A 20,657-nucleotide genomic window follows, 5' to 3' on the forward strand; every position below is an offset into this window, starting at 1 on the left:
CGCGGGACGCACGCTTCGATCGCTCTCCCCGGGGCAAATGCAGCGTTCCCCGCACCGGCGAGCCGGTGCGGGGAACGACGAACTGCTGCTCAGGTCACTTGATGACGAGCTTGACCTTCGCGTTGGACTTCTTCGAGGCGTCGCTGCCCTTGAAGTTGACCTTCAGGGTGTACTTGCCCTTCTTGGTGACCTTGGTGAAGACGTTCTTGGCCTTCCCCTTCTTGTTCAGGGAGACGGTGACGGCCTTGCCGACCTTCTTGTTGCCCTTCTTCAGCACGAGCTTGACGTCGCCGGTGGCGGCGGTGTCGTCGGCGTTGAGGACCTCGACCTTGGCGACGACCTTCTTGGCCTTCTTCTTGTAGACCGCCGTGGCGTCGGTGGTGGTCTTCTGGACCGGCGCGTTGGGGTCGACGACGTTGAACGTGTCGACCGTGGTGTTGGCGTCGGCCGCGGCGTTGCACACCACGTCGACCTTGGTCTGGGTGCCGGTGGCGGCCTTCACGAAGACCAGGTCGGCGGTGTAGCTGGCGAGCTTCACGGTCTTCTTGCCGGCCTTGTCGGCGACGTACGGCGCCGAGGAGGAGCCGGTGACCTTCAGGGCCAGCGCGCCGGTGGTGCCGGCGATGTTCGTGGAGGGCAGGGTGGCCGTGGCGGCCGCGGCCTGGCCGTCGACGGTGGTGGCGATGGCAGCCGAGCCCTGCACGGTCTCGCCGAAGGTGCGAGCGGTGTTGGCGGTGCTCTCCGGCACGGTGATGGTCGCGGAGAAGTCGATCTGCGTGGAGCTGCCCAGCGACACGGAGGCCGGCAGGGTGGTGTCGGCCACGGTGGTGAAGTCGGCCGCGACGAGGCCACCGAGCAGCTTGCAGTTGAACGTCATCTTGGCGCTCTCGGCCTGGGCGGCGGGCGCGAAGCTGGCCATCCCGACGGCGGCGACGGCGACCGAGGCGCCGGCGGCGATGGAGCGGCGAAGTGCAGAAGTACGCATGAAGATATTTCCTCCGAAGTGATTCTTCACGAGAAGATCGAAGTCTTCCGTGGCTGAGATCGTGACTGTAGTCACTCGATGTGCCCATCGGCGGGAAGAGCCAAACCCTCGACGTTTCGTTGCACCGCGTGCGCTCAGGGCGTGCAGGTTCTGGGGGCATCCGGCGGGCGGCACCGGGCTCCGCTGATCAGGGACGAGCCAGGCGGTCCAGCACCCGGCCGATGGCCAGCCACGCCACCGCCGCGAGTCCCCAGTTCAGCAGCGTGCTCCGGATCAGGGCCCGCTCCCCGGAGAACTGCCCCAACCCCGTATGCCGGTCGAAGATGTGCAGATCCGCGCTGTCGGCTCCGGAGAGCACCAGGGAGACGAGGTAGTGGTCCTCGCTGGCCCGCAGCGCCACCAGCAGGGCACCGCACGCCATCAGGTTCGCGGCCAGCGCGCACGCGACCCACAGCAGCTGGGCGACCCGCCCCCGCGTCGCCGTCACCGCCGGTCGGGCCCTGACCTGCTGCTGAGTTGTCACGCGTCGGCCCCTCTCCTCGGATCAGCGGCCGACGAACTCGGCCTTGCCAGGTCCCCGTTCAACGAACGACCCCATGCCGAGGGCACGGTCCTCGGTGGCGAAAAGCGCCGCGAACTGTTGGCGCTCGATCTCCAGACCCGTCTCGAGGTCGACCTCGAGACCGCGGTCGATGCTCTCCTTGGCGGCCCTCAGCGCGAACGGGGCCCCCTTGACGAACTGGCTGGCCCAGGCGACCGCTTCGTCGTACACCCGGTCGGCGGGCACCACCCGGTCCACCAGGCCGATCGCCAGTGCCTCGTCCGCCTTGACGAACCGTCCGGTGAAGATCAGGTCCTTGGCCTTCGACGGCCCGACCAGCCGGGCGAGCCGCTGCGTGCCGCCGGCGCCGGGGATGATCCCCAGGAGCACCTCGGGCTGACCGAGGACGGCGTCCTCAGCAGCGATCCGCACGTCCGCGCAGAGCGCCAGCTCGCAACCGCCACCCAGGGCATAGCCGGTGACGGCGGCCACGACGGGCTTGGGGATCTTGGCCACCGCGGTGATGGCGGACTGGAGACCTCCGGAGCGCTTGACCATGTCGGTGTGCGACATCTGGGCCATCTCCTTGACGTCCGCACCCGCGGCGAAGACCCGCTCCCCGCCGTAGACGACGACGGCGCGCACGTCGTCGCGGTCGGTGGCCTCGGACGCAGCGGCCCGGATCTCCTCCTGGACCTGCTGGTTCAGGGCGTTCATCTTGGGGCGGTCGAGCCGGATCGTGCCGACGCCGTCAGCCACCTCGAGGTTCACGAACTCGCCCATCACCACTCCTTGGTTCCTCGGTTGCACGGTCCCTGTGACCCTAATCGGCGACAATGGGGACCGTGACACCGGGAATGTGGGACCACGAGCACGAGACCACCGACGTCTGGCCCGGCCGAAACTGGCCGCTGGGCTCGAGCTGGACCCCCGAGGCCACGAACTTCGCCGTCTACGCGCCCCGGGCCACCCGGGTCTGGGTGTGCCTGTTCGACGACGACGGCATCGAGCACCGGGTCGAGCTGCTCGAGCAGTCGCTGGGGGTGTGGCACAGCGCGATCCCGGCGGTCCCGGTGGGCACGGCGTACGGCTACCGTGCGGACGGGCCCTGGCGACCCTCCGAGGGCCTGCGCTTCAACGCCGCCAAGCTGCTGCTCGATCCCTACGGCCAGGCTGTGTGCGGTCAGCTCGCGAGCCACCCGGCGGTCTTCGGCTACCTGACGGACGCGCCCACCCAGCGCAGCGAGCTGGACTCAGCGCCGTACGTGCCGCGCAGCGTGGTGGTCCACGACTCCTTCGACTGGGGCGGGGAGGTCCCGCTGCGTCGCCGGTGGCGCGACACGGTGATCTACGAGCTGCACGTCAAGGGCATGACCGCGCTGCACGACCGAGTGCCCGAGGAGCTCCGCGGCACGTACGCCGGCCTGGCGACGCCCGCGGTCACCGACTACCTGCGGGACCTCGGCATCACGGCCGTGGAGCTGCTGCCTGTGCACCAGTTCGTCTCCGAGCCGGCTCTGGCCGCACGCGGCCTGGTGAACTACTGGGGCTACAACTCCATCAACTTCTTCTCCCCCACAACGCCTACTCCGCCAGCGGCGACCGCGGGCAGCAGGTCACCGAGTTCAAGCAGATGGTCAAGGCCCTCCACGACGCCGGGCTCGAGGTGATCCTGGACGTGGTCTACAACCACACCGCCGAGGCCGGCCCCCTGGGCCCGACCCTGAGCTTCCGGGGGCTCGACGACCTGGGCTACTACCAGCGCGTGGTCGACGCGGACGGCCGGCCGCAGCGACCCGACACCTACTGGGACGTCACCGGGTGCGGCAACACCGTGGACGCCACCCACACCCAGTCGCTGCGGATGATCCTGGACTCGCTGCGCTACTGGGTCGACGAGATGCACGTCGACGGCTTCCGCTTCGACCTGATGTCCGCCCTGACCCGCACCCACCAGACCGTCGACATGGGCAGCCACCTGCTGACCGCCATCGGCCAGGACCCGGTGCTGCGCCACGTCAAGCTCATCGCCGAGCCCTGGGACGCCTCCATGGACGGCTACCGGGTGGGTGAGTTCCCGCCGCCCTGGGTCGAGTGGAACGACCAGTTCCGCGACACGATGCGCGACTTCTGGCGCGGAGAGAGCAGGGGATCCGCACCGTGGCGACGCGGCTCGCCGGCTCCAGCGACCTCTACGCCGACGACGGACGGTCGCCGTACGCCTCGGTCAACTTCGTCACCGCCCACGACGGCTTCACGTTGCGCGACCTGGTCTCCTACGAGCGCAAGCACAACGAGGACAACGGCGAGCACAACGCCGACGGCACCGACCACAACCGGTCCTGGAACTGCGGCGTCGAGGGGGAGACCGACGACCGGGACGTGGTCGCGCTGCGCCGCCGCCAGGCGCGGAACCTGATGACCACGCTCTGCTTGAGTGCCGGGGTGCCGATGCTCACCGCGGGCGACGAGCGCGGGCGGACCCAGCGCGGCAACAACAACCCCTACGGCCAGGACAACGAGACGTCCTGGATCGACTGGCGTCCCGACGACGCGTGGCTCGACGTCTACGAGCACACCAAGACCGCCCTGCGCCTGCGCCGTGAGCACCCGGCCCTGCGCCAGCGGCACTGGTTCGAGGGGCGGCCGGCGATCCGCGGTGGCGCCAAGGACCTCGCGTGGCTGCACCCGCAGGGTCGGGAGATGTCGACCGAGGACTGGTACGACGAGTCGATCAGGGTGGTGGGGATGTTCGTCTCCGGCAACCCGCTGCGCTCTCCTGGCCCGCACGGCGAGCAGCTGCACGACAAGTCGTTCGTGGTGTGGCTCAACAGCCAGCCCGAGCCGGTCGACGTCACCTTCCCCGAGAACCAGTGGGTCCAGGAGGGCGAGATCGTGCTCTCCACCGACACCGACAACCCGCCCGGGACCCTGGTCACCGCGGGGCAGACGGTGCGGCTGCAGGGGTGCTCCGGCGTGGTGGCGCGCCAGACCTGAGCAACAGGCCGGGGTGCCGACGCTGGCCGGGCACGCCACCGGTGACAGGTGTGCTGGACAGCCGGACGGGGTAGGCATGGGTCATGGCCATCTCACGACTCATCGCCCGTCCCCTGCTCAGCACCCTGTTCGTCTACGGCGGCTACCACGCGGTCAAGAGCCCCGACGCCCTGGTCGCCAAGGCGAAGCGCGTCACCGACCGTCTGGTGCCGCTCGCCAAGGCGCAGGGCATCCCGATCCCGGAGGACCCGGCGACCCTGGTCCGGATCAACGGGGCGGTCCAGGTGGCCGCCGCCGCCATGCTCGCCACGGGCCGCGCGCCCCGGACCTCGGCCTCCGTGCTGGCCGCCTCCCTGGTGCCCACCACCGTGGCCGGTCACCCCTTCTGGGAGGACAGCGACCGCGCCGCACGGGCCCAGAACAAGATGCAGGTCGCCAAGAACCTGAGCCTGCTCGGCGGGCTGCTGCTCGCCGCGGTCGACACCGAGGGCAAGCCGGGAGTCGCCTGGCGTGCCCGTCGGGTCGCCCGAGACGCACGTCGTCAGGCCGGGCACCTCGCCCACGACGCGAAGCTCGAGGCGAGGCTGGTCGCCAAGTCGATCCGCTGACCCGCCAGCGCAGCTGCGCAGTTAGGGCAGCGCCACGAGTCCCAGCTCCGCAACCGAGGCGAGTACGTCGTTGCGGGGCACCACGCGGACCGTGTAGCCGAAGGACCCGGAGTGGTCCAGGGGCAGCTCGGCGTCGAACCGGTGCCGCCCGTCCTGGTAGGACTCGGTCACCGACATGGGCAGCACCGAGGTCTGGGCGATCACGTCCTCGGCTCCGGTGCGGCCGTGCACGACCTGCACCTCCACGTCCTGCGGCGAGAGGCCGTCCAGGGCCACGAAGGCACGCACGGTGAGGGTGTCCCCCACCTCCGGGGTGTCGCCCTGGCCGTGGGACTCCACGTGCTCCACGTGCACGCCACCCCAGGCGGCGGTCACCCGCTGCTTCCACGCGGCCAGGTCGCGGGCCCCGGAGTAGTCCGCGTTGAGCCGGCGCGCGGTCCGGGCCGCGGGGGCGTAGAGCTCGACGACGTAGTCACGCACCTGGCGGGTGGCCAGCACCTTGGGCCCCAGCGACTTGAGGGTGTGCCGCACCATCTCCACCCACCGGGTCGGCACGCCTTCCTCGTCGAGGTCGTAGAAGCGGGGCGCGACCTCGTGCTCGATCAGGTCGTAGAGGGCGGCGGCCTCCAGGTCGTCACGCCGGTCGCCGTTCTCGATGCCGTCGGCAGAGGGGATCGCCCAGCCGTTGTTGCCGTCGTACCACTCGTCCCACCAGCCGTCGAGGATGGAGAGGTTGAGGCCGCCGTTGAGGGCGGCCTTCATGCCCGAGGTGCCGCACGCCTCGTAGGGCCGCAGCGGGTTGTTCAGCCACACGTCGCAGCCGGGGTAGAGCGGCTGCGCCATCGCGATGTCGTAGTTGGGCAGGAAGGCGATGCGGTGCCGCACCTCGGGGTCGTCGGCGAAGCGCACCATCTCCTGGATCAGCCGCTTGCCGCCGTCGTCCGCCGGGTGCGACTTGCCGGCGATCACCAGCTGGATCGGACGCTCGGGGTCCAGCAGCAGCCGCTTGAGCCGGGCGGGGTCGCGCAGCATCAGCGTCAGCCTCTTGTACGACGGGACGCGGCGGGCGAAGCCGATGGTCAGCACGTCCGGGTCGAGGGCGTCGTCGATCCATCCGAGCTCGGCGCGGGTGAAGCCGCGCTTGACGCTGGAACGGACCAGCCGGGCCCGGGCGTCATCGACCAGTCGGGCACGCAGCGTGCGCTTGAGGTCCCAGATCTCGCGGCCGCTGACCTGATCGACCATCGGCCACAGCGCGTCGGTGTCGTCGCCGTCGACGTCCGCGCCCCGTGCGGCCACCAGCTCGAAGATCTCCCGCGCGATCCAGGTGGGGCCGTGCACCCCGTTGGTGATCGAGCCGATCGGCACCTCGGCCTCGTCGAAGGCGGGCCACAGACCGTTGAACATCCCCCGTGAGACCTGCCCGTGCAGCTGGGAGACGCCGTTGGCCCGCTGGGCCAGCCGGAAGCCCATGACGGCCATGTTGAACACGGCGGCGTCGCCGCCCTCGTAGTCCTCGGCCCCGAGACCGAGGACCCGGTCGACGGGGACCCCCGGCGCCGGGGAGGAGCCGCCGCCGAAGTACTGGTCGATCAGGGTCCGCTCGAACCTGTCGATCCCCGCGGGCACCGGCGTGTGCGTGGTGAACACGGTGCCGGCGCGGCAGACCTCCAGCGCGGTGTCGAAGTCGAGCCGAGGTCCTTCCGGTGCAGCAGTGAGCTCGCGGATCCGCTCGATCCCCAGGAACCCGGCGTGGCCCTCGTTGGTGTGGAAGACCTCCGGCTCGGGGGCGCCGGTCAGCCGCGACCAGGTGCGCAGCGCACGGACCCCGCCGATGCCCAGCAGCAGCTCCTGCCGCAGGCGGTGCTCGGAGTTGCCGCCGTAGAGCCGGTCGGTGACGTCGCGGTAGTGCTGGGGGTTCTCCTCGATGTCGGAGTCCAGGAGCAGCAGCGGCACCCGGCCCACCGAGGCCACGAAGATCCGGGCCAGCAGGTCGGGCCCGTCCGGCAGTGCGATCGAGACCATGGCCCGCGAGCCGTCCGCCTCGCGCAGCATCCGCAGCGGAAGCTCGTCGGGGTCGAGCACCGGATAGGTCTCCTGCTGCCAGCCGTCACGGGAGAGCGACTGCTTGAAGTAGCCGTGGCGGTAGAGCAGTCCCACCCCGGTCAGCGGGATGCCGAGGTCCGAGGCGGCCTTGAGGTGGTCCCCGGCCAGGATGCCGAGACCACCGGAGTACTGCGGGAGCACGGCGGTGATGCCGTACTCGGGTGAGAAGTAGGCGATGGAGCGGGGCGCCTCGGCACCGGCCCGGCGGGCGTACCACCGCTCGCCGGAGAGGTACTCCTCCAGCGAACGGCGAGCCTCGGCGACCGAGGTCCGGAAGGCGTCGTCGGCGGCCAGCTCGGCCAGCCGCTCCCGGCTGACCGCGCTGAGCAGCCGCACCGGGTCGTGGTCGACCTGCTGCCACAGGGCGGGATCCACGGCCCGGAACACGTCCTGGGTCGGCGGATGCCAGGACCAGCGCAGGTTGCCGGCCAGCACCCCCAGGTCGGAGATCGCTTCCGGAAGGACAGGACGGACGTTGAATCGTCGGATCGCTCGCACCCACGTGACCGTAGGGCATTTCCTTTGATCGATCCAACAAACGCCGTGCTCGGCCAGTGGTACCCACTCGGACGGGTGCTGAATCCTGGGGGTACCCCCGCTTGCGCAGCGCCGGAACGGTCAGCAAGGGTTGCCCCATGGTCGGACGAATTCCAGTGATGTCGGTACACCCTGTGGTGGACCTCGGCAGGCTCCCCGCGAAGGCAACTGTGGGCGAGCCGCTGCCGGTGCGCGCCGTCGTGTTCCGAGAGGGGCACGACAAGCTGGGCGCAGAGGTCGTGCTGATCGACCCCGACGGCGTACGCCGTCCCCCGAGCCGGATGACGGCGCACCCGGAGATCCCGGACCGCTACGACGCCGAGGTCGTGCCGGACGCCGTGGGCGCCTGGTCGTTCGAGATCCAGGCCTGGTCCGACCCGTGGGCCACCTGGCGCCACAACGCCGGCGTCAAGGTCCCGGCCGGCGTCGACGTGGAGCTGATGTTCACCGAGGGCCGTCTCCTGCTGGAGCGGGCCGCCGAGCTCGCCGGTCTGGACCGGGCCTCGAAGACCGCCCTCAAGGGCGCCCTGCAGGCTGCGACCGACACCGAGCGGCCCGTCGAGGCGCGTCTGGCGGCGCTGGAGTCCGACGAGCTGGACGCGGTCCTGCAGGCGCACCCGCTGCGCGACCTGGTCACCGTCGAGGGCCCCTACCCCCTCTTCGTCGACCGGGTCCGCGCCCTGTGCGGCAGCTGGTACGAGTTCTTCCCGCGCTCCGAGGGCGCCACCCTCGACGAGGCCACCGGCAAGGTCCGCAGCGGCACGTTCCGCACCGCCGCGCAGCGCCTGGACGCGGTGGCCCAGATGGGGTTCGACGTCATCTACCTGCCCCCGATCCACCCCATCGGCGAGGTCAACCGCAAGGGACCGAACAACACCCTCACCCCCGGCCCCGACGACCCCGGCTCACCCTGGGCGATCGGCAGCAAGGACGGCGGCCACGACGCGATCCACCCCGAGCTGGGAACGCTGGAGGACTTCGACGCCTTCGTCGCCCGGGCTCGCGAGCTCGACCTGGAGGTGGCCCTGGACCTGGCCCTGCAGGCGGCACCGGACCACCCCTGGGTGACCTCCCACCCCGAGTGGTTCACCACCCAGGCCGACGGCACCATCGCCTACGCGGAGAACCCGCCCAAGAAGTACCAGGACATCTACCCGATCAACTTCGACAACGACTCGGTCGGCATCTGCCGGGAGGTGCTGCGCATCGTGCGGCACTGGATGTCGCACGGGGTGCGCATCTTCCGGGTCGACAACCCCCACACCAAGCCGCTCGCGTTCTGGGAGTGGCTGCTGCGCGAGGTGCGTCGTACCGACCCTGACGTGGTGTTCCTGTCCGAGGCGTTCACCCGCCCGGCGATGATGCACGGCCTGGGTGCGGTGGGCTTCCAGCAGTCCTACACCTACTTCACCTGGCGCACCGCGAAGTGGGAGATCGAGGAGTACCTGCGCGAGGTCTCGCACGAGAGCGACCACGTGATGCGGCCGAACTTCTTCGTCAACACCCCCGACATCCTGCCGGCGTTCCTGCAGTACGGCGGTCCCGCGGCGTTCAAGATCCGCGCCGCGCTGGCGGCCACGGGGTCCCCCTCCTGGGGGGTGTACGCCGGGTACGAGCTGTACGAGCACGTCGCGGTCAAGCCCGGCAGCGAGGAGTACCTGGACTCGGAGAAGTACCAGATCCGGATCCGCGACTGGGAGGGTGCCGAGCGTGAGGGCCGCACCCTGGCGCCGTACCTGCGGCAGCTGAACGAGATCCGGCGGGCGCACCCGGCGCTGCAGCTGCTGCGCAACATCAGCATCCACTCCTCCGACGACGAGAACGTGCTGGTCTTCAGCAAGCGCCGCGACGACGACGTGGTCCTGGTCGTGATCAACCTGGACCCGCACGCCACCCGGGAGACCATGGTCCACCTGGACATGCCGGCCCTGGGCCTGGGCTGGCACGACTCCTTCATCGCCTCCGACGACCTCACCGGCGACGAGTGGAGCTGGAGCCAGCACAATTACGTCCGCCTCGACCCGGGGCACCAGCCAGCACACATCATCACCGTGAGGAGTCCCCGTTGAGCGAGACCAGTTCCATCGAGGAGCGAGGTGCGACCAACGACTTCGAGGACACCAGCTCGACGGCCGAGCAGCCGGACTGGTTCAAGACCGCGGTCTTCTACGAGGTGCTCGTCCGCTCGTTCCGTGACTCCAACGGCGACGGCATCGGCGACTTCCGGGGCCTGATCGAGAAGCTGGACTACCTGGCGTGGCTGGGCGTGGACTGCCTGTGGGTGCCGCCGTTCTTCACCTCGCCGCTGCGCGACGGTGGCTACGACGTCGCCGACTACACCAACATCCTGCCCGAGTGCGGCACCGTGGAGGACTTCCACGACTTCCTCGACGAGTGCCACCAGCGCGGCATCCGGGTGATCATCGACTTCGTCATGAACCACACCAGTGACGCCCACCCGTGGTTCCAGGCCAGCCGCAGCGACCCCGACGGGCCGTACGGCGACTTCTACGTGTGGTCGGACACCGACGAGCTCTACGAGGACGCGCGCATCATCTTCGTCGACACCGAGCCCTCGAACTGGACCTTCGACCCCGTCCGCGGCCAGTACTACTGGCACCGGTTCTTCCACCACCAGCCCGACCTCAACTTCGACAACCCCGCGGTGCAGCAGGCCATGCTCGACGCCATGGGCTTCTGGCTCGACATGGGCCTGGACGGGTTCCGGCTCGACGCCGTCCCCTACCTCTACGAGCGGCCCGGCACCAACGGCGAGAACCTCCCCGAGACCCACGACTTCCTCAAGGTGTGCCGTCGCTTCGTCGACGAGAACTACCCCGGCCGAGTGCTGCTGTGCGAGGCCAACCAGTGGCCCAGCGACGTGGTCGAGTACTTCGGCGACCCCGAGGTCGGCGGCGACGAGTGCCACATGGCGTTCCACTTCCCCGTCATGCCGCGCATCTTCATGGCCGTGCGCCGGGAGTCGCGGTTCCCGATCTCGGAGATCCTCGAGCAGACGCCCGCGATCCCCGAGAACTGCCAGTGGGGCATCTTCCTGCGCAACCACGACGAGCTGACCCTGGAGATGGTCACCGACGAGGACCGCGACTACATGTGGGACGAGTACGCCAAGGACCCCCGCATGAAGGCCAACATCGGCATCCGCCGCCGACTGGCGCCGCTGCTGGAGAACGACATCAACCAGATCGAGCTGTTCACCGCGCTGCTGCTGTCGCTGCCCGGCTCCCCGGTCCTCTACTACGGCGACGAGATCGGGATGGGCGACAACATCTGGCTCGGCGACCGCGACGGCGTCCGCACGCCGATGCAGTGGACCCCGGACCGCAACGCCGGCTTCTCGGCGGCCAACCCCGGCAAGCTGCACCTGCCGACGGTCCAGGACCCGGTCTACGGCTACCAGTCGGTCAACGTGGAGGCCCAGCTGGCCAACTCCTCCTCGCTGCTGCAGTGGACGCGCCGGATGATCCACGCCCGCCGCCAGCACCCGTCGTTCGGGCTCGGGGACTTCACCGACCTGGGGGGCTCCAACCCCACCGTCCTCTCCTACGCCCGCTCCCACACCGACGCCCAGGGGAACCGCGAGGTCATCCTGTGCGTCAACAACCTCTCCCGCTTCCCCCAGCCGGTCGAGCTCGACCTGCGGCAGTACGAGGGCATGGTCCCGGTCGAGATGCTGGGCGGCGTGCCGTTCCCGGCCATCGGCGAGATGCCCTACCTGCTGACCGCCGGTGGGTACGGCTTCTACTGGTTCCAGCTCACCGAGCCGATGCACGAGGAGGGGCACGCATGAGCGCACACGAGGACCTCATGTCACTGCTGAGCGGCGCACGCTGGTTCGGTGGGAAGGGACGCCAGGCATCCGTGACGGGCACCCGCCGCCTGGGCGTGGTGCCCGGCGACGGGCCCTCGGTGGTGATCGACCTGGTGCAGGTGGAGTACGCCGACGGCGGGGAGCCGGACCTCTACCAGGTGCCCCTCTCCCTCTACGAGCACCCTCAGGAGCGTCTGGAGCACGCCCTGGTGGGCGTCTGGGAGGAGCCGGACTTCGGTCGGGTGCACGCCTACGACGCGCTGCACGACCGGGAGGCGATGGCGCTCTGGCTCCACTCGTTCGCCGCGGAGCCGGCCCCCCAGGGCGACCTGCTGTTCCACCGGGTGCCCGGTCACGAGCTGGACCTGGAGGCGCACTCCACGCTGTTCACCGGCGAGCAGTCCAACTCCTCGGTCCGCTTCGGCGAGGACGCGGTGCTCAAGGTGTTCCGCAAGGTCACCCCGGGGGTGAACCCCGACATCTCCATCCACGAGGTGCTCACCCGGGCCGGCTCCGACCACGTGGCGGCCCTCTACGGCTGGCTCGACGTGGTCGACGCGGAGTCCGACGCCGTGATCCAGCTGGCGATGCTCCAGCAGTTCCTGCGCACCGCCAGCGACGGCTGGGAGCTGGCGCTGGCCAGCGTCCGCAACCTCTTCGCCGAGGGCGACCTGCACCCCGACGAGGTCGGTGGCGACTTCGCCGCGGAGGCCGCCCGTCTGGGGGTCGCCCTGCGCGAGACCCACGAGGTGCTCGCCGAGAACTTCCCCCGGCTCGAGCGGACCCCCGAGGAGATGGCCGAGCTGTCCGCCACGATGCACCGCCGGCTGGACGAGGCCCTGGCGGTCGTGCCGGAGCTCGAGGCCTACGTCGACCTGTTGCGCCAGACCTACGACGAGGTCGCGGGCCTGCGCGACGTGACGGTCCAGCAGATCCACGGAGACCTCCACCTCGGACAGACCCTGCGCACCGTCAAGGGCTGGAAGATCGTGGACTTCGAGGGCGAGCCCGCGCGGCCGCTGGCCCAGCGGATGCTGCCGGACTCGGTCTGGCGCGACGTGGCCGGAATGCTGCGCTCCTTCGACTACGCACCCCGCGCCACCGCCATGACCTACCCGGCCGGCGAGGGTGCCGAGCAACGCGCGTACCGGGCCCGGGAGTGGTCGGCGCGCAACCGCGCCGCCTTCCTCGAGGCCTACCACGAGGGCCCGGTGACCGGTGAGGACCACGTGCTGCTGACGGCGTACACGGCCGACAAGGCGGTCTACGAGGTGCTCTACGAAGCCAGGAACCGTCCGAGCTGGCAGGGCATCCCGCTGGCCGGGCTGGAGCAGCTGGCCGCCCACGACCTGAAACCCGCGTCGAACGGAGAGACCTCATGACCGGCCCCGGAGAGCTCGACATCCACCTGATCAACGAAGGCCGCCACGAGGACCTGTGGCAGGTGCTGGGAGCCCACGTCGTCGACGACGGCACCACCTTCTCGGTGTGGGCGCCGAACGCCCGCGAGGTGCAGGTGGCCGGCAGCTTCAACGACTGGGACGGGACCCGGACGCCCCTCGCGGCGATCGGCTCCTCCGGCGTGTGGCACGCCATGGCACCCGGGGTCGGCAACGGCGCCCAGTACAAGTTCCGCATCCTCAGCGCGGACGGCGTCTGGCGGGACAAGGCCGACCCGATGGCCTTCCACACCCAGGTGCCCCCGGAGACCGCCTCGGTGGTCTTCGAGTCCGACTACACCTGGAACGACCAGGAGTGGATGCGCCAGCGCGCCGAGCGGCGCCACGTGGACGAGCCGATGTCGATCTACGAGATGCACCTGGCCTCCTGGCGGCGACACCCCGACGGCCGGATCTACACCTGGTCCGAGATCGCCGACCAGCTCGTGGACTACGTGCGCGACCTCGGTTTCACCCACGTGGAGCTGATGCCGGTGATGGAGCACCCCTTCGGCGGCTCCTGGGGCTACCAGGTGACCTCCTACTTCGCGCCGACCTCGCGGATGGGCGACCCCGACGGCTTCCGGCTCCTGGTCGACCGGCTGCACCGGGCCGGGATCGGCGTCATCGTGGACTGGGTCCCGGCCCACTTCCCCAAGGACGAATTCGCCCTCGCCAGGTTCGACGGCACCCCGCTCTACGAGGACCCGAACCCCTCCCGCGGCGAGCACCCCGACTGGGGCACCTACGTGTTCAACTTCGGCCGTCGTGAGGTGCGCAACTTCCTGGTCGCCAACGCCCTGTACTGGCTGGAGGAGTTCCACGTGGACGGCCTCCGGGTGGACGCGGTGGCCTCGATGCTCTACCTGGACTACTCCCGCGAGGCGGGGCAGTGGACGCCCAACGTGCACGGCGGCCGCGAGAACCTGGAGGCGGTGCAGTTCCTGCAGGAGATGAACGCCACCGTCTACGCCCGGGTGCCGGGTGCCATCACCATCGCGGAGGAGTCCACCTCCTGGCCCGGCGTCACGCGGCCGACGTCCGAGGACGGCCTGGGCTTCGGCTTCAAGTGGAACATGGGCTGGATGCACGACTCGCTGTCCTACGTGGAGAAGGACCCGCTGTACCGCAGCCACCACCACGGCCAGCTCACGTTCTCCCTGGTCTACGCCTGGTCGGAGAACTTCGTGCTGCCGATCAGCCACGACGAGGTCGTGCACGGCAAGGGATCCCTGCTGCGCAAGATGCCCGGGGACCGCTGGAAGCAACTGGCGAACCTGCGGGCCTACCTGGCGTTCATGTGGGCGCACCCCGGCAAGCAGCTGATCTTCATGGGCACCGAGTTCGCCCAGGAGGCCGAGTGGGCCGAGGCACGCGAGCTCGACTGGTGGCTGCTGGAGCACCCCGAGCACCGCGGCGTGCACGACCTGGTGCGGGACATGAACCAGGTCTACCGCGAGTCCCCGGCGCTGTACGGCCGGGACAACTCGCCGGAGGGCTTCGCCTGGATCGACGCGCACGACGCCAACCGCAACGTCTTCAGCTTCGTACGCCGCTCCCCCGACGCCGAGGACCTCGTCTGCGTCGCCAACTTCTCCGCGGTGCCCCACGAGGGCTACCGGCTCGCGCTGCCCTCGGCCGGCACCTGGGACGAGGTGCTCAACACCGACGCCGAGGGCTACACCGGGTCCGGGGTGGGCAACCTGGGCCGGGTCGAGGCCGCGGCGGAGCCGTTCGGCGGACAGCCCGCCAGCGCCACGATCGTGGTGCCTCCCCTGGCCACCCTCTGGCTACGGCGCCAGCCGGCGGCGGCGGCCCGGGCCTAGGACGCGCGGGGCAGTGCAGGCAGTTGCGGCTCGGCGGCCGGCTGGTGCGTCGTCGGTAGGGTTGGCGCCGTGACCGATCCGATCAGCGTGACCATCGTCGCGCCCGGCGTGGCACGCCTGGCGTGGACGCCCGACCACACGGTCGACGAGGTACGCCGCGAGGTGGCGTCCGCGCTGCTCGCGCACTCCCGGGTGGAGGTGCTGGTCGACCCCGAGGACCAGTCCGCGCAGCGCACCGCGACCTGGTCGGGGATGCACCGCGAGGGAGTCCGGCGCGGCGTGGAGGCCGACGGGCGGTCCGGTGACCGCATCGTCTACGCCCGTCTCGCCACCGACCAGCCGGTCGGTGAGCCGGGCGGGTTCCGGGCCCTGCTCAACTCCTTCCTGCCCCGCAAGCGGGCGATCAGCCAGATGCTCATCCGGGACGAGTCCGACCGGGTCCTGCTCTGCCAGCTCACCTACAAGAGCGACTGGGACCTGCCCGGAGGCGTGGTCGAGGTCGGGGAGTCCCCCCAGGTCGCGGTGTGCCGGGAGGTCGAGGAGGAGCTCTCCCTCGACCTGCCCGCGGGCCCGCTGCTGCTCACCGACTGGCTGCCGCCGTGGGGCGGCTGGGACGACGCGCTGTGCCTGGTCTTCGACGGCGGCGTGCTGCCCGCCGACGCGCTGGCCCGGGTGGTCCGCCAGGAGCGCGAGATCGCCGCCGTCCGGTTCTGCACCGTCGAGGAGGTCCGCGCGCGCGCCGCCGACTTCACCGCTCGTCGCGTCGAGGCCGCACTCGCCAACCTCGGCGGCGGGCCGGCGTACACCGAGTCGGGACGCTAGAGGCGGCCGCGCCCTCCCTGCGCCGGGGGGCGGATGGGTGTTGGATGGACCCATGGCATGGGTGACGAACTTCGGTCAGGGCAGCAAGGAGCAGAAGGACCTGCTGGGGGGCAAGGGCGCCAACCTCGCGGAGATGACGAACCTGGGGCTGCCGGTGCCGCCGGGGTTCACCATCTCCACCCAGGCCTGCCGGGCCTACCTGGGTGAGGGCGGCGACCCCGAGGGGCTGGTCGAGGAGGTGACCCAGCACCTGCGGGTCCTGGAGCGCACCATGGGCCGCACCCTGGGCGACGCCGACGACCCGCTCCTGGTGAGCGTGCGGTCGGGGGCGAAGTTCTCGATGCCCGGGATGATGGAGACCGTCCTCAACATCGGTCTCAACGACGACTCGGTGCGTGGCCTGGCCGAGCGCAGCGGCAACGAGCGGTTCGCGCAGGACTCCTACCGCCGGCTGCTGCAGATGTTCGGGTCCACGGTGCTGCACGTGGACTCCAAGCACTTCGCCCGTGCCCTGGACGAGGCGAAGTCGGCCAAGGGCACCACCGCGGACCTCGACCTCGACGCCGCGGACATGACCGACCTGGTGGCGAGGTTCAAGGCGATCATCACCGAGCAGACCGGGTCCGACTTCCCCCAGGACCCCCGCGAGCAGCTGGACCTGGCCATCCACGCCGTCTTCGACTCCTGGAACACCGACCGGGCGCGCCTCTACCGTCGCCAGGAGCGGATCCCCGAGGACCTCGGCACGGCCGTCAACGTGCAGACCATGGTCTTCGGCAACTTCGGCATGGACTCCGGGTCGGGGGTGGCGTTCACCCGCGATCCCGCCTCCGGCAACCAGGGCGTGTACGGCGACTACCTGCAGAACGCCCAGGGCGAGGACGTGGTGGCCGGCATCCGGAACACCGTCTCGCTGGCCGACTTCGCCGAGATCGACCGTCGCTCGCACGACGAGCTGCTGGAGATCATGGCCACCCTGGAGCGCCACTACCGCGACATGTGCGACATCGAGTTCACCGTGGAGGAGGGCAAGCTCTGGATGCTGCAGACCCGGGTCGGCAAGCGCACCCCGGAGGCGGCGTTCCGCATCTCCCAGCACATGGTGGACGAGGGCATGATCGACGCCGACGAGCAGCTGCGCCGGGTCACCGGCGACCAGCTCGCCAGCCTGATGTTCCCCCGGTTCGACGCCTCCGCCGAGCGTGAGCTGATCGCTCGCGGGATGAACGCCTCCCCCGGCGCGGCCGTCGGCCGGGTCGTCTTCGACTCGGCCGCCGCCGTGGAGTGGGCCGGGCGGGGCGAGCCGGTGATCCTGGTGCGCAAGGAGACCAACCCCGACGACCTGTCCGGGATGGTGGTCGCCGAGGGCATCCTCACCAGTCGCGGCGGCAAGACCAGCCACGCGGCCGTGGTGGCCCGGGGCATGGGCCGCACCTGCGTGTGCGGAGCGGAGAGCCTCGACGTGGACGTCGAGGCGAAGCAGGCGCGCATCCGCGACGGCGGGGTCATCAGCGAGGGCGACACCATCTCGATCGACGGCGCGACCGGTGAGGTCTTCCTCGGGGCGGTCCCGGTCTCGCCCTCCCACGTGGTGCGGCACTTCGAGGGTGAGGAGGTCGCCGAGCACGTGGTGGCCGCCGTCGCCAACGTGATGAAGCAGGCGGACTCCCGGCGCCGGCTGCGGGTCCGCGCCAACGCGGACACTCCCGAGGACGCCGCACGCGCGCGCAGGTTCGGCGCCGAGGGCATCGGGCTGTGCCGCACCGAGCACATGTTCCTGGGCGAGCGACGCACCCTGGTCGAGCGCCTGATCGTGGCCGAGGACCGGGCCACCCAGCTGGAGGCGCTCGACGCCCTGCTCCCGCTCCAGCGCGAGGACTTCAACGGCATCCTGGAGGCGATGGACGGGCTGCCGGTGACGATCCGGCTGATCGACCCACCGCTGCACGAGTTCCTGCCCGACTACACCGAGCTGTCGGTGAAGGTCGCGCTGGCCGAGTCCCGCGGCGAGGTAGACGAGCACGACCGGGTGCTGCTCGACCACGTCCGCAGGCTGCACGAGCAGAACCCCATGCTGGGCCTGCGGGGCGTCCGGCTGGGCATCCAGATCCCCGACCTGTTCCTGATGCAGGCTCGCGCGATCCTCCACGCTGCTGCGGACCGGGTCGAGGCCGGCGGTCACCCGCTCCCGGAGATCATGGTGCCGCTGGTGGCCAGCGTGCGGGAGTTCGACGTGGTCAAGCGCGACATCCTCGCGGTCGCCGAGGAGGTCCAGGCCGAGCGCGGAGTGCGGGTGGAGTTCAAGCTGGGCACGATGATCGAGCTGCCACGGGCTGCGTTCCTGGCCGACCGGATCGCGAAGTCGGCAGACTTCTTCTCCTTCGGCACCAACGACCTGACCCAGATGGCCTGGGGCTTCTCCCGCGACGACGTGGAGTCGGCGTTCTTCTCCAAGTACTTCGACCACGGGATCTTCGACGTCTCCCCGTTCGAGTCCCTGGACCAGCTCGGCGTGGGCGGCATGGTCGCGATGGGCACCGAGAAGGGTCGCCAGACCAAGCCCGACCTCAAGGTGGGCGTCTGCGGGGAGCACGGTGGGGACCCGGTCTCGATCCACTTCTTCGACCGCACCGGCCTGGACTACGTCTCCTGCTCGCCGTTCCGGGTGCCGGTGGCCCGCCTCGAGGCCGGTCGCTCCGCGCTGGGCTGAACGCCCGGGGGCTCAGAACAGGGCAGAGGCGAGGTTCTGCCGACCCCGCAGCACCCGGGGGTCGTCGTTGCCCACAGCAGCGAAGAGCCCGAGCAGGTGGTCGCGGGCGCGGGTGCGATCGTCCCCGGCCGTACGGCGGACCAGCTCGACCAGCCGGGTGAACGCGTCCTCGACGTGACCGCCGAGCATGTCGAGGTCCGCGACCAGGGTCTGGGCGTCGACGTCGTCCGGCGCCTGCGCAGCCGCAGCCCGCGCCGAGTTGAGGTCGACCCCGGCCGTGCGCTGCAGGACCCTGGCCATCGCCAGGCCGGCGGCGGCCTCGAGGTCCGCGGGGTTGGCGTCGATCAGCTTCTGGTACTCCGCGACCGCCCGGTCCACGTCCCCCTCCCCCAGTGCGTCCTGCGCCGCGGCGTACCGGGGGTCCACCTCGTCGAGGTCGACACCCTGCACGGCGGCGGCGTCCCGCGGCTGGTGCCGTTCGACGATGCCCTGGGTGGTGAGCTGCTGGACCACCTGGGTGAGGGCGGCGCGCAGCTCCTCCCGGGGCAGCACGTCCTGGAAGAGCGGCATCGGGCGACCCTCGATCACCGCGACCACGAGCGGGATCGAGGGGATCTGCATGGCCTGGGCGATCTGCGGCGCGGCGTCGATGTCCACCAGACCCACCAGGAACCTGCCCTCGAACTCGCCCGACAGCGCGCGGAGGTCGTCGGCGAGCTGCCCGCTCTCGGGCATCCGGGTGTGGGAGTAGAAGACCAGCAGCACCGGGGCCGTCATGGAGGACTCCAGCACCTGCTGGAAGTTCTGCTCCGTCACGTCGACCGCGTAGGCACTGGAGCCGGCGTCGGGCTGAGGCGTCGAGCCGGCCCCGGCGGCGGTGGTCGGGGCGGGTCGCTTGAGGGCGGAGAGGTCGATGGCTCCGGGACGGGAGAACGGACGCTGCGTCATGGGCACATTGTCGCGGATCGCTCCACACCACGCATCCCGGCCCCTGGCGGGCGGACCACGTCGGACCCGTCTCGCCTCAGGCCAGGCCGAGTCCCGCCGCCTCCTCCCACAGCTCTTCGCGCACCGAGGGGTGGGCCGCCTGCTCGATCAGGGCGCGCGCCTGCTCGCGCTGGTCGTGGCCGAAGACCTGGGCCACCCCGTGCTCGGTCACCACCGCGCTCATCTGGAACGAGGTGACCGGCTCGTCGACGAGCGGGACGATCGTGGAGCAGTCCGCCTTCGGGTGCCAGGACTTGAGGGCGATCAGCGCCTGTCCGCCCTGGCTGTGCAGCGCGCCGACGATGAAGTCGGTCTGGCCCCCGAAGCCGGAGTGGATGCGGGCGCTGATCCGAGACGCGTTCGCCTGGCCGAACAGGTCGACCTGCAGTGCCGTGTTGATGCTGGTCATCTGCGGGTTGGCGGCGATCCGGGCAGGGTCGTTGGACACCTCGGTCCGCAGCATCTCGATCCGCTCGTTGCCGTCCACCCACTCCAGCAGCTCGGCCGAGCCGAAGAGGAAGGACGAGCGGATCGGGACTGCCTGGTCCAACGCCCCGGCCAGCTCCAGGGCCAGCACGCTGTCGGAGAACATCTCGGTCCAGATCTGCAGCCCTCTGCGCCCCACCAGGCCCCTCATGCTGGCGTCCGGAACCGCGCCGATGCCGGCCTGGAGGCACGAGCCGTCCGAGACCCGGTCCGCCACTCGGGCACCGATGAGCGCGTAGTCGTCGTCGATCCCGCCCGGAGGAGCGGTAGGCAGCGGACCGTCGGCCGGGATCATCAGGTCGATCTGGTCCACCCGGACGAGCGCCGCCCCCCCGGTCCACGGCATCTGCCGGTTAACCTGGGCCACCACCTGTCCCCCACGGGCCCGTGCGGCCTCGATGGCCGCCGGGATCACGTTGACCTCGACCCCCAGGGAGACGTAGCCGTTGCGCGGCTCGGTGGTGTGCACCAGGACCAGGTCCGGCGGCTGGGTGCTGTGGAACAGGCTCGGGACCATGGAGAGCCGGCACGGGACGTACCGCAGCCGGGCGCTGCGGCGCTGCCCTGGCCCCACGAAGGAGGTCTCCAGCTCCACTCCGGGCCGGTCGGGCAGACCGTGCTGGCCGTTGAGCGCCCACAGCCGGTAGGAGTCCAGCTCGGTATCGACCAGCCCCAGCACGTGCCAGGGCGTCGCATGGTTCCCGCTCACCACGATGCGGGGGTCGGCGGGCAGGGTGGAGAGCACGTTCGTCAGGGTCACGAGACCATTGCACCAGGTCTG

The 20,657-nt window shown here is 70.5% G+C and carries 15 protein-coding genes; 9 read left to right on the plus strand and 6 right to left on the minus strand.

Features of this window, described 5'->3' with window-relative positions; genetic code table 11:
• Positions 1 to 94: 94 nt before the first annotated feature.
• The 3 genes from C0R66_RS11985 to C0R66_RS11995 all read right to left on the minus strand — a co-directional run bounded on the left by C0R66_RS11985 (position 95) and on the right by C0R66_RS11995 (position 2,309).
• Positions 95 to 985 carry a hypothetical protein gene (locus tag C0R66_RS11985; protein WP_101524882.1) on the minus strand — a complete coding sequence of 297 codons (891 nt, stop codon included), beginning with the start codon at positions 983 to 985 and terminating at the stop codon, positions 95 to 97.
• A 187-nt stretch (positions 986 to 1,172) separates the two neighbouring features.
• Positions 1,173 to 1,508, minus strand: coding sequence for a hypothetical protein (locus tag C0R66_RS11990; RefSeq protein ID WP_158648024.1), 336 nt, complete (start codon positions 1,506 to 1,508; stop codon positions 1,173 to 1,175).
• Between the two features lie 21 nt (positions 1,509 to 1,529).
• Positions 1,530 to 2,309 (minus strand): enoyl-CoA hydratase/isomerase family protein, encoded by a 780-nt coding sequence (locus C0R66_RS11995; RefSeq protein WP_101524884.1) that lies wholly within the window; start codon positions 2,307 to 2,309, stop codon positions 1,530 to 1,532.
• A 62-nt stretch (positions 2,310 to 2,371) separates the two neighbouring features.
• Here C0R66_RS11995 and C0R66_RS19535 point away from each other — a divergent pair, with 62 nt between their 5' ends.
• The 3 genes from C0R66_RS19535 (at position 2,372) to C0R66_RS12005 (ending at position 5,131) form a co-directional block, all read left to right on the plus strand.
• Positions 2,372 to 3,196, plus strand: a complete 825-nt coding sequence (locus C0R66_RS19535) for a GlgX family protein (RefSeq protein WP_241901427.1) — start codon at positions 2,372 to 2,374, stop codon at positions 3,194 to 3,196.
• Between the two features lie 490 nt (positions 3,197 to 3,686).
• On the plus strand, positions 3,687 to 4,523 hold the full coding sequence (locus tag C0R66_RS20315) for a hypothetical protein (protein ID WP_422385595.1): 837 nt from the start codon (positions 3,687 to 3,689) through the stop codon (positions 4,521 to 4,523).
• 83 nt (positions 4,524 to 4,606) lie between these two features.
• Positions 4,607 to 5,131, plus strand: coding sequence for a DoxX family protein (locus C0R66_RS12005; protein ID WP_101524885.1), 525 nt, complete (start codon positions 4,607 to 4,609; stop codon positions 5,129 to 5,131).
• Positions 5,132 to 5,152: 21 nt separating this feature from the next.
• Here C0R66_RS12005 and glgP read toward each other — a convergent pair whose 3' ends face one another.
• Entirely contained in the window at positions 5,153 to 7,735 is a 2,583-nt protein-coding gene (glgP, locus tag C0R66_RS12010) for an alpha-glucan family phosphorylase (protein ID WP_101524886.1), read from the minus strand.
• 158 nt (positions 7,736 to 7,893) lie between these two features.
• Here glgP and C0R66_RS12015 point away from each other — a divergent pair, with 158 nt between their 5' ends.
• From C0R66_RS12015 to ppdK, 6 genes are all read left to right on the plus strand, one after another.
• Positions 7,894 to 9,843: an alpha-1,4-glucan--maltose-1-phosphate maltosyltransferase gene (locus C0R66_RS12015; RefSeq protein WP_241901429.1), complete on the plus strand. Its 1,950-nt coding sequence runs from the start codon at positions 7,894 to 7,896 to the stop codon at positions 9,841 to 9,843.
• 14 nt (positions 9,844 to 9,857) lie between these two features.
• The gene (gene treS / locus C0R66_RS12020) at positions 9,858 to 11,585 is read left to right on the plus strand and encodes a maltose alpha-D-glucosyltransferase (RefSeq protein ID WP_241901669.1); all 1,728 of its coding nucleotides are present in this window, start codon (positions 9,858 to 9,860) and stop codon (positions 11,583 to 11,585) included.
• A complete protein-coding gene (locus C0R66_RS12025; RefSeq protein ID WP_101524889.1) occupies positions 11,582 to 12,988 on the plus strand; it encodes a maltokinase N-terminal cap-like domain-containing protein in 1,407 nt (468 codons plus the stop codon). Before treS ends, C0R66_RS12025 begins: the two co-directional genes overlap by 4 nt.
• Positions 12,985 to 14,871: a 1,4-alpha-glucan branching protein GlgB gene (glgB, locus tag C0R66_RS12030; protein ID WP_101524890.1), complete on the plus strand. Its 1,887-nt coding sequence runs from the start codon at positions 12,985 to 12,987 to the stop codon at positions 14,869 to 14,871. Before C0R66_RS12025 ends, glgB begins: the two co-directional genes overlap by 4 nt.
• A 69-nt stretch (positions 14,872 to 14,940) precedes the next feature.
• On the plus strand, positions 14,941 to 15,693 hold the full coding sequence (locus tag C0R66_RS12035) for an NUDIX hydrolase (protein ID WP_101524891.1): 753 nt from the start codon (positions 14,941 to 14,943) through the stop codon (positions 15,691 to 15,693).
• 52 nt (positions 15,694 to 15,745) lie between these two features.
• Entirely contained in the window at positions 15,746 to 18,403 is a 2,658-nt protein-coding gene (ppdK, locus tag C0R66_RS12040; protein WP_101524892.1) for a pyruvate, phosphate dikinase, read from the plus strand.
• Between the two features lie 12 nt (positions 18,404 to 18,415).
• On the opposite strand, the gene C0R66_RS12045 is transcribed toward ppdK, so the two are convergent.
• Both C0R66_RS12045 and C0R66_RS12050 read right to left on the minus strand, forming a co-directional pair.
• Positions 18,416 to 19,351 (minus strand): tetratricopeptide repeat protein, encoded by a 936-nt coding sequence (locus tag C0R66_RS12045; RefSeq protein ID WP_101524893.1) that lies wholly within the window; start codon positions 19,349 to 19,351, stop codon positions 18,416 to 18,418.
• 76 nt (positions 19,352 to 19,427) lie between these two features.
• Positions 19,428 to 20,636 carry an acetyl-CoA hydrolase/transferase family protein gene (locus C0R66_RS12050; protein ID WP_101524894.1) on the minus strand — a complete coding sequence of 403 codons (1,209 nt, stop codon included), beginning with the start codon at positions 20,634 to 20,636 and terminating at the stop codon, positions 19,428 to 19,430.
• Between the last annotated feature and the right edge of the window lie 21 nt (positions 20,637 to 20,657).

The organism is Nocardioides houyundeii (genome assembly GCF_002865585.1).
Classification (GTDB): Bacteria; Actinomycetota; Actinomycetes; order Propionibacteriales; family Nocardioidaceae; genus Nocardioides; species Nocardioides houyundeii.

Bases quoted from the DNA above. Each gene is read 5' to 3' on its own strand.
- C0R66_RS12025 (WP_101524889.1), top strand. From the start codon at position 11,582: ATGAGCGCACACGAGGACCTCATGTCACTGCTGAGCGGCGCACGCTGG.
- C0R66_RS12005 (WP_101524885.1), top strand. From the start codon at position 4,607: ATGGCCATCTCACGACTCATCGCCCGTCCCCTGCTCAGCACCCTGTTC.
- C0R66_RS11985 (WP_101524882.1), bottom strand. From the start codon at position 985: ATGCGTACTTCTGCACTTCGCCGCTCCATCGCCGCCGGCGCCTCGGTC.
- C0R66_RS12015 (WP_241901429.1), top strand. From the start codon at position 7,894: ATGTCGGTACACCCTGTGGTGGACCTCGGCAGGCTCCCCGCGAAGGCA.
- glgB (WP_101524890.1), top strand. From the start codon at position 12,985: ATGACCGGCCCCGGAGAGCTCGACATCCACCTGATCAACGAAGGCCGC.
- C0R66_RS12045 (WP_101524893.1), bottom strand. From the start codon at position 19,351: ATGACGCAGCGTCCGTTCTCCCGTCCCGGAGCCATCGACCTCTCCGCC.
- C0R66_RS11995 (WP_101524884.1), bottom strand. From the start codon at position 2,309: ATGGGCGAGTTCGTGAACCTCGAGGTGGCTGACGGCGTCGGCACGATC.
- ppdK (WP_101524892.1), top strand. From the start codon at position 15,746: ATGGCATGGGTGACGAACTTCGGTCAGGGCAGCAAGGAGCAGAAGGAC.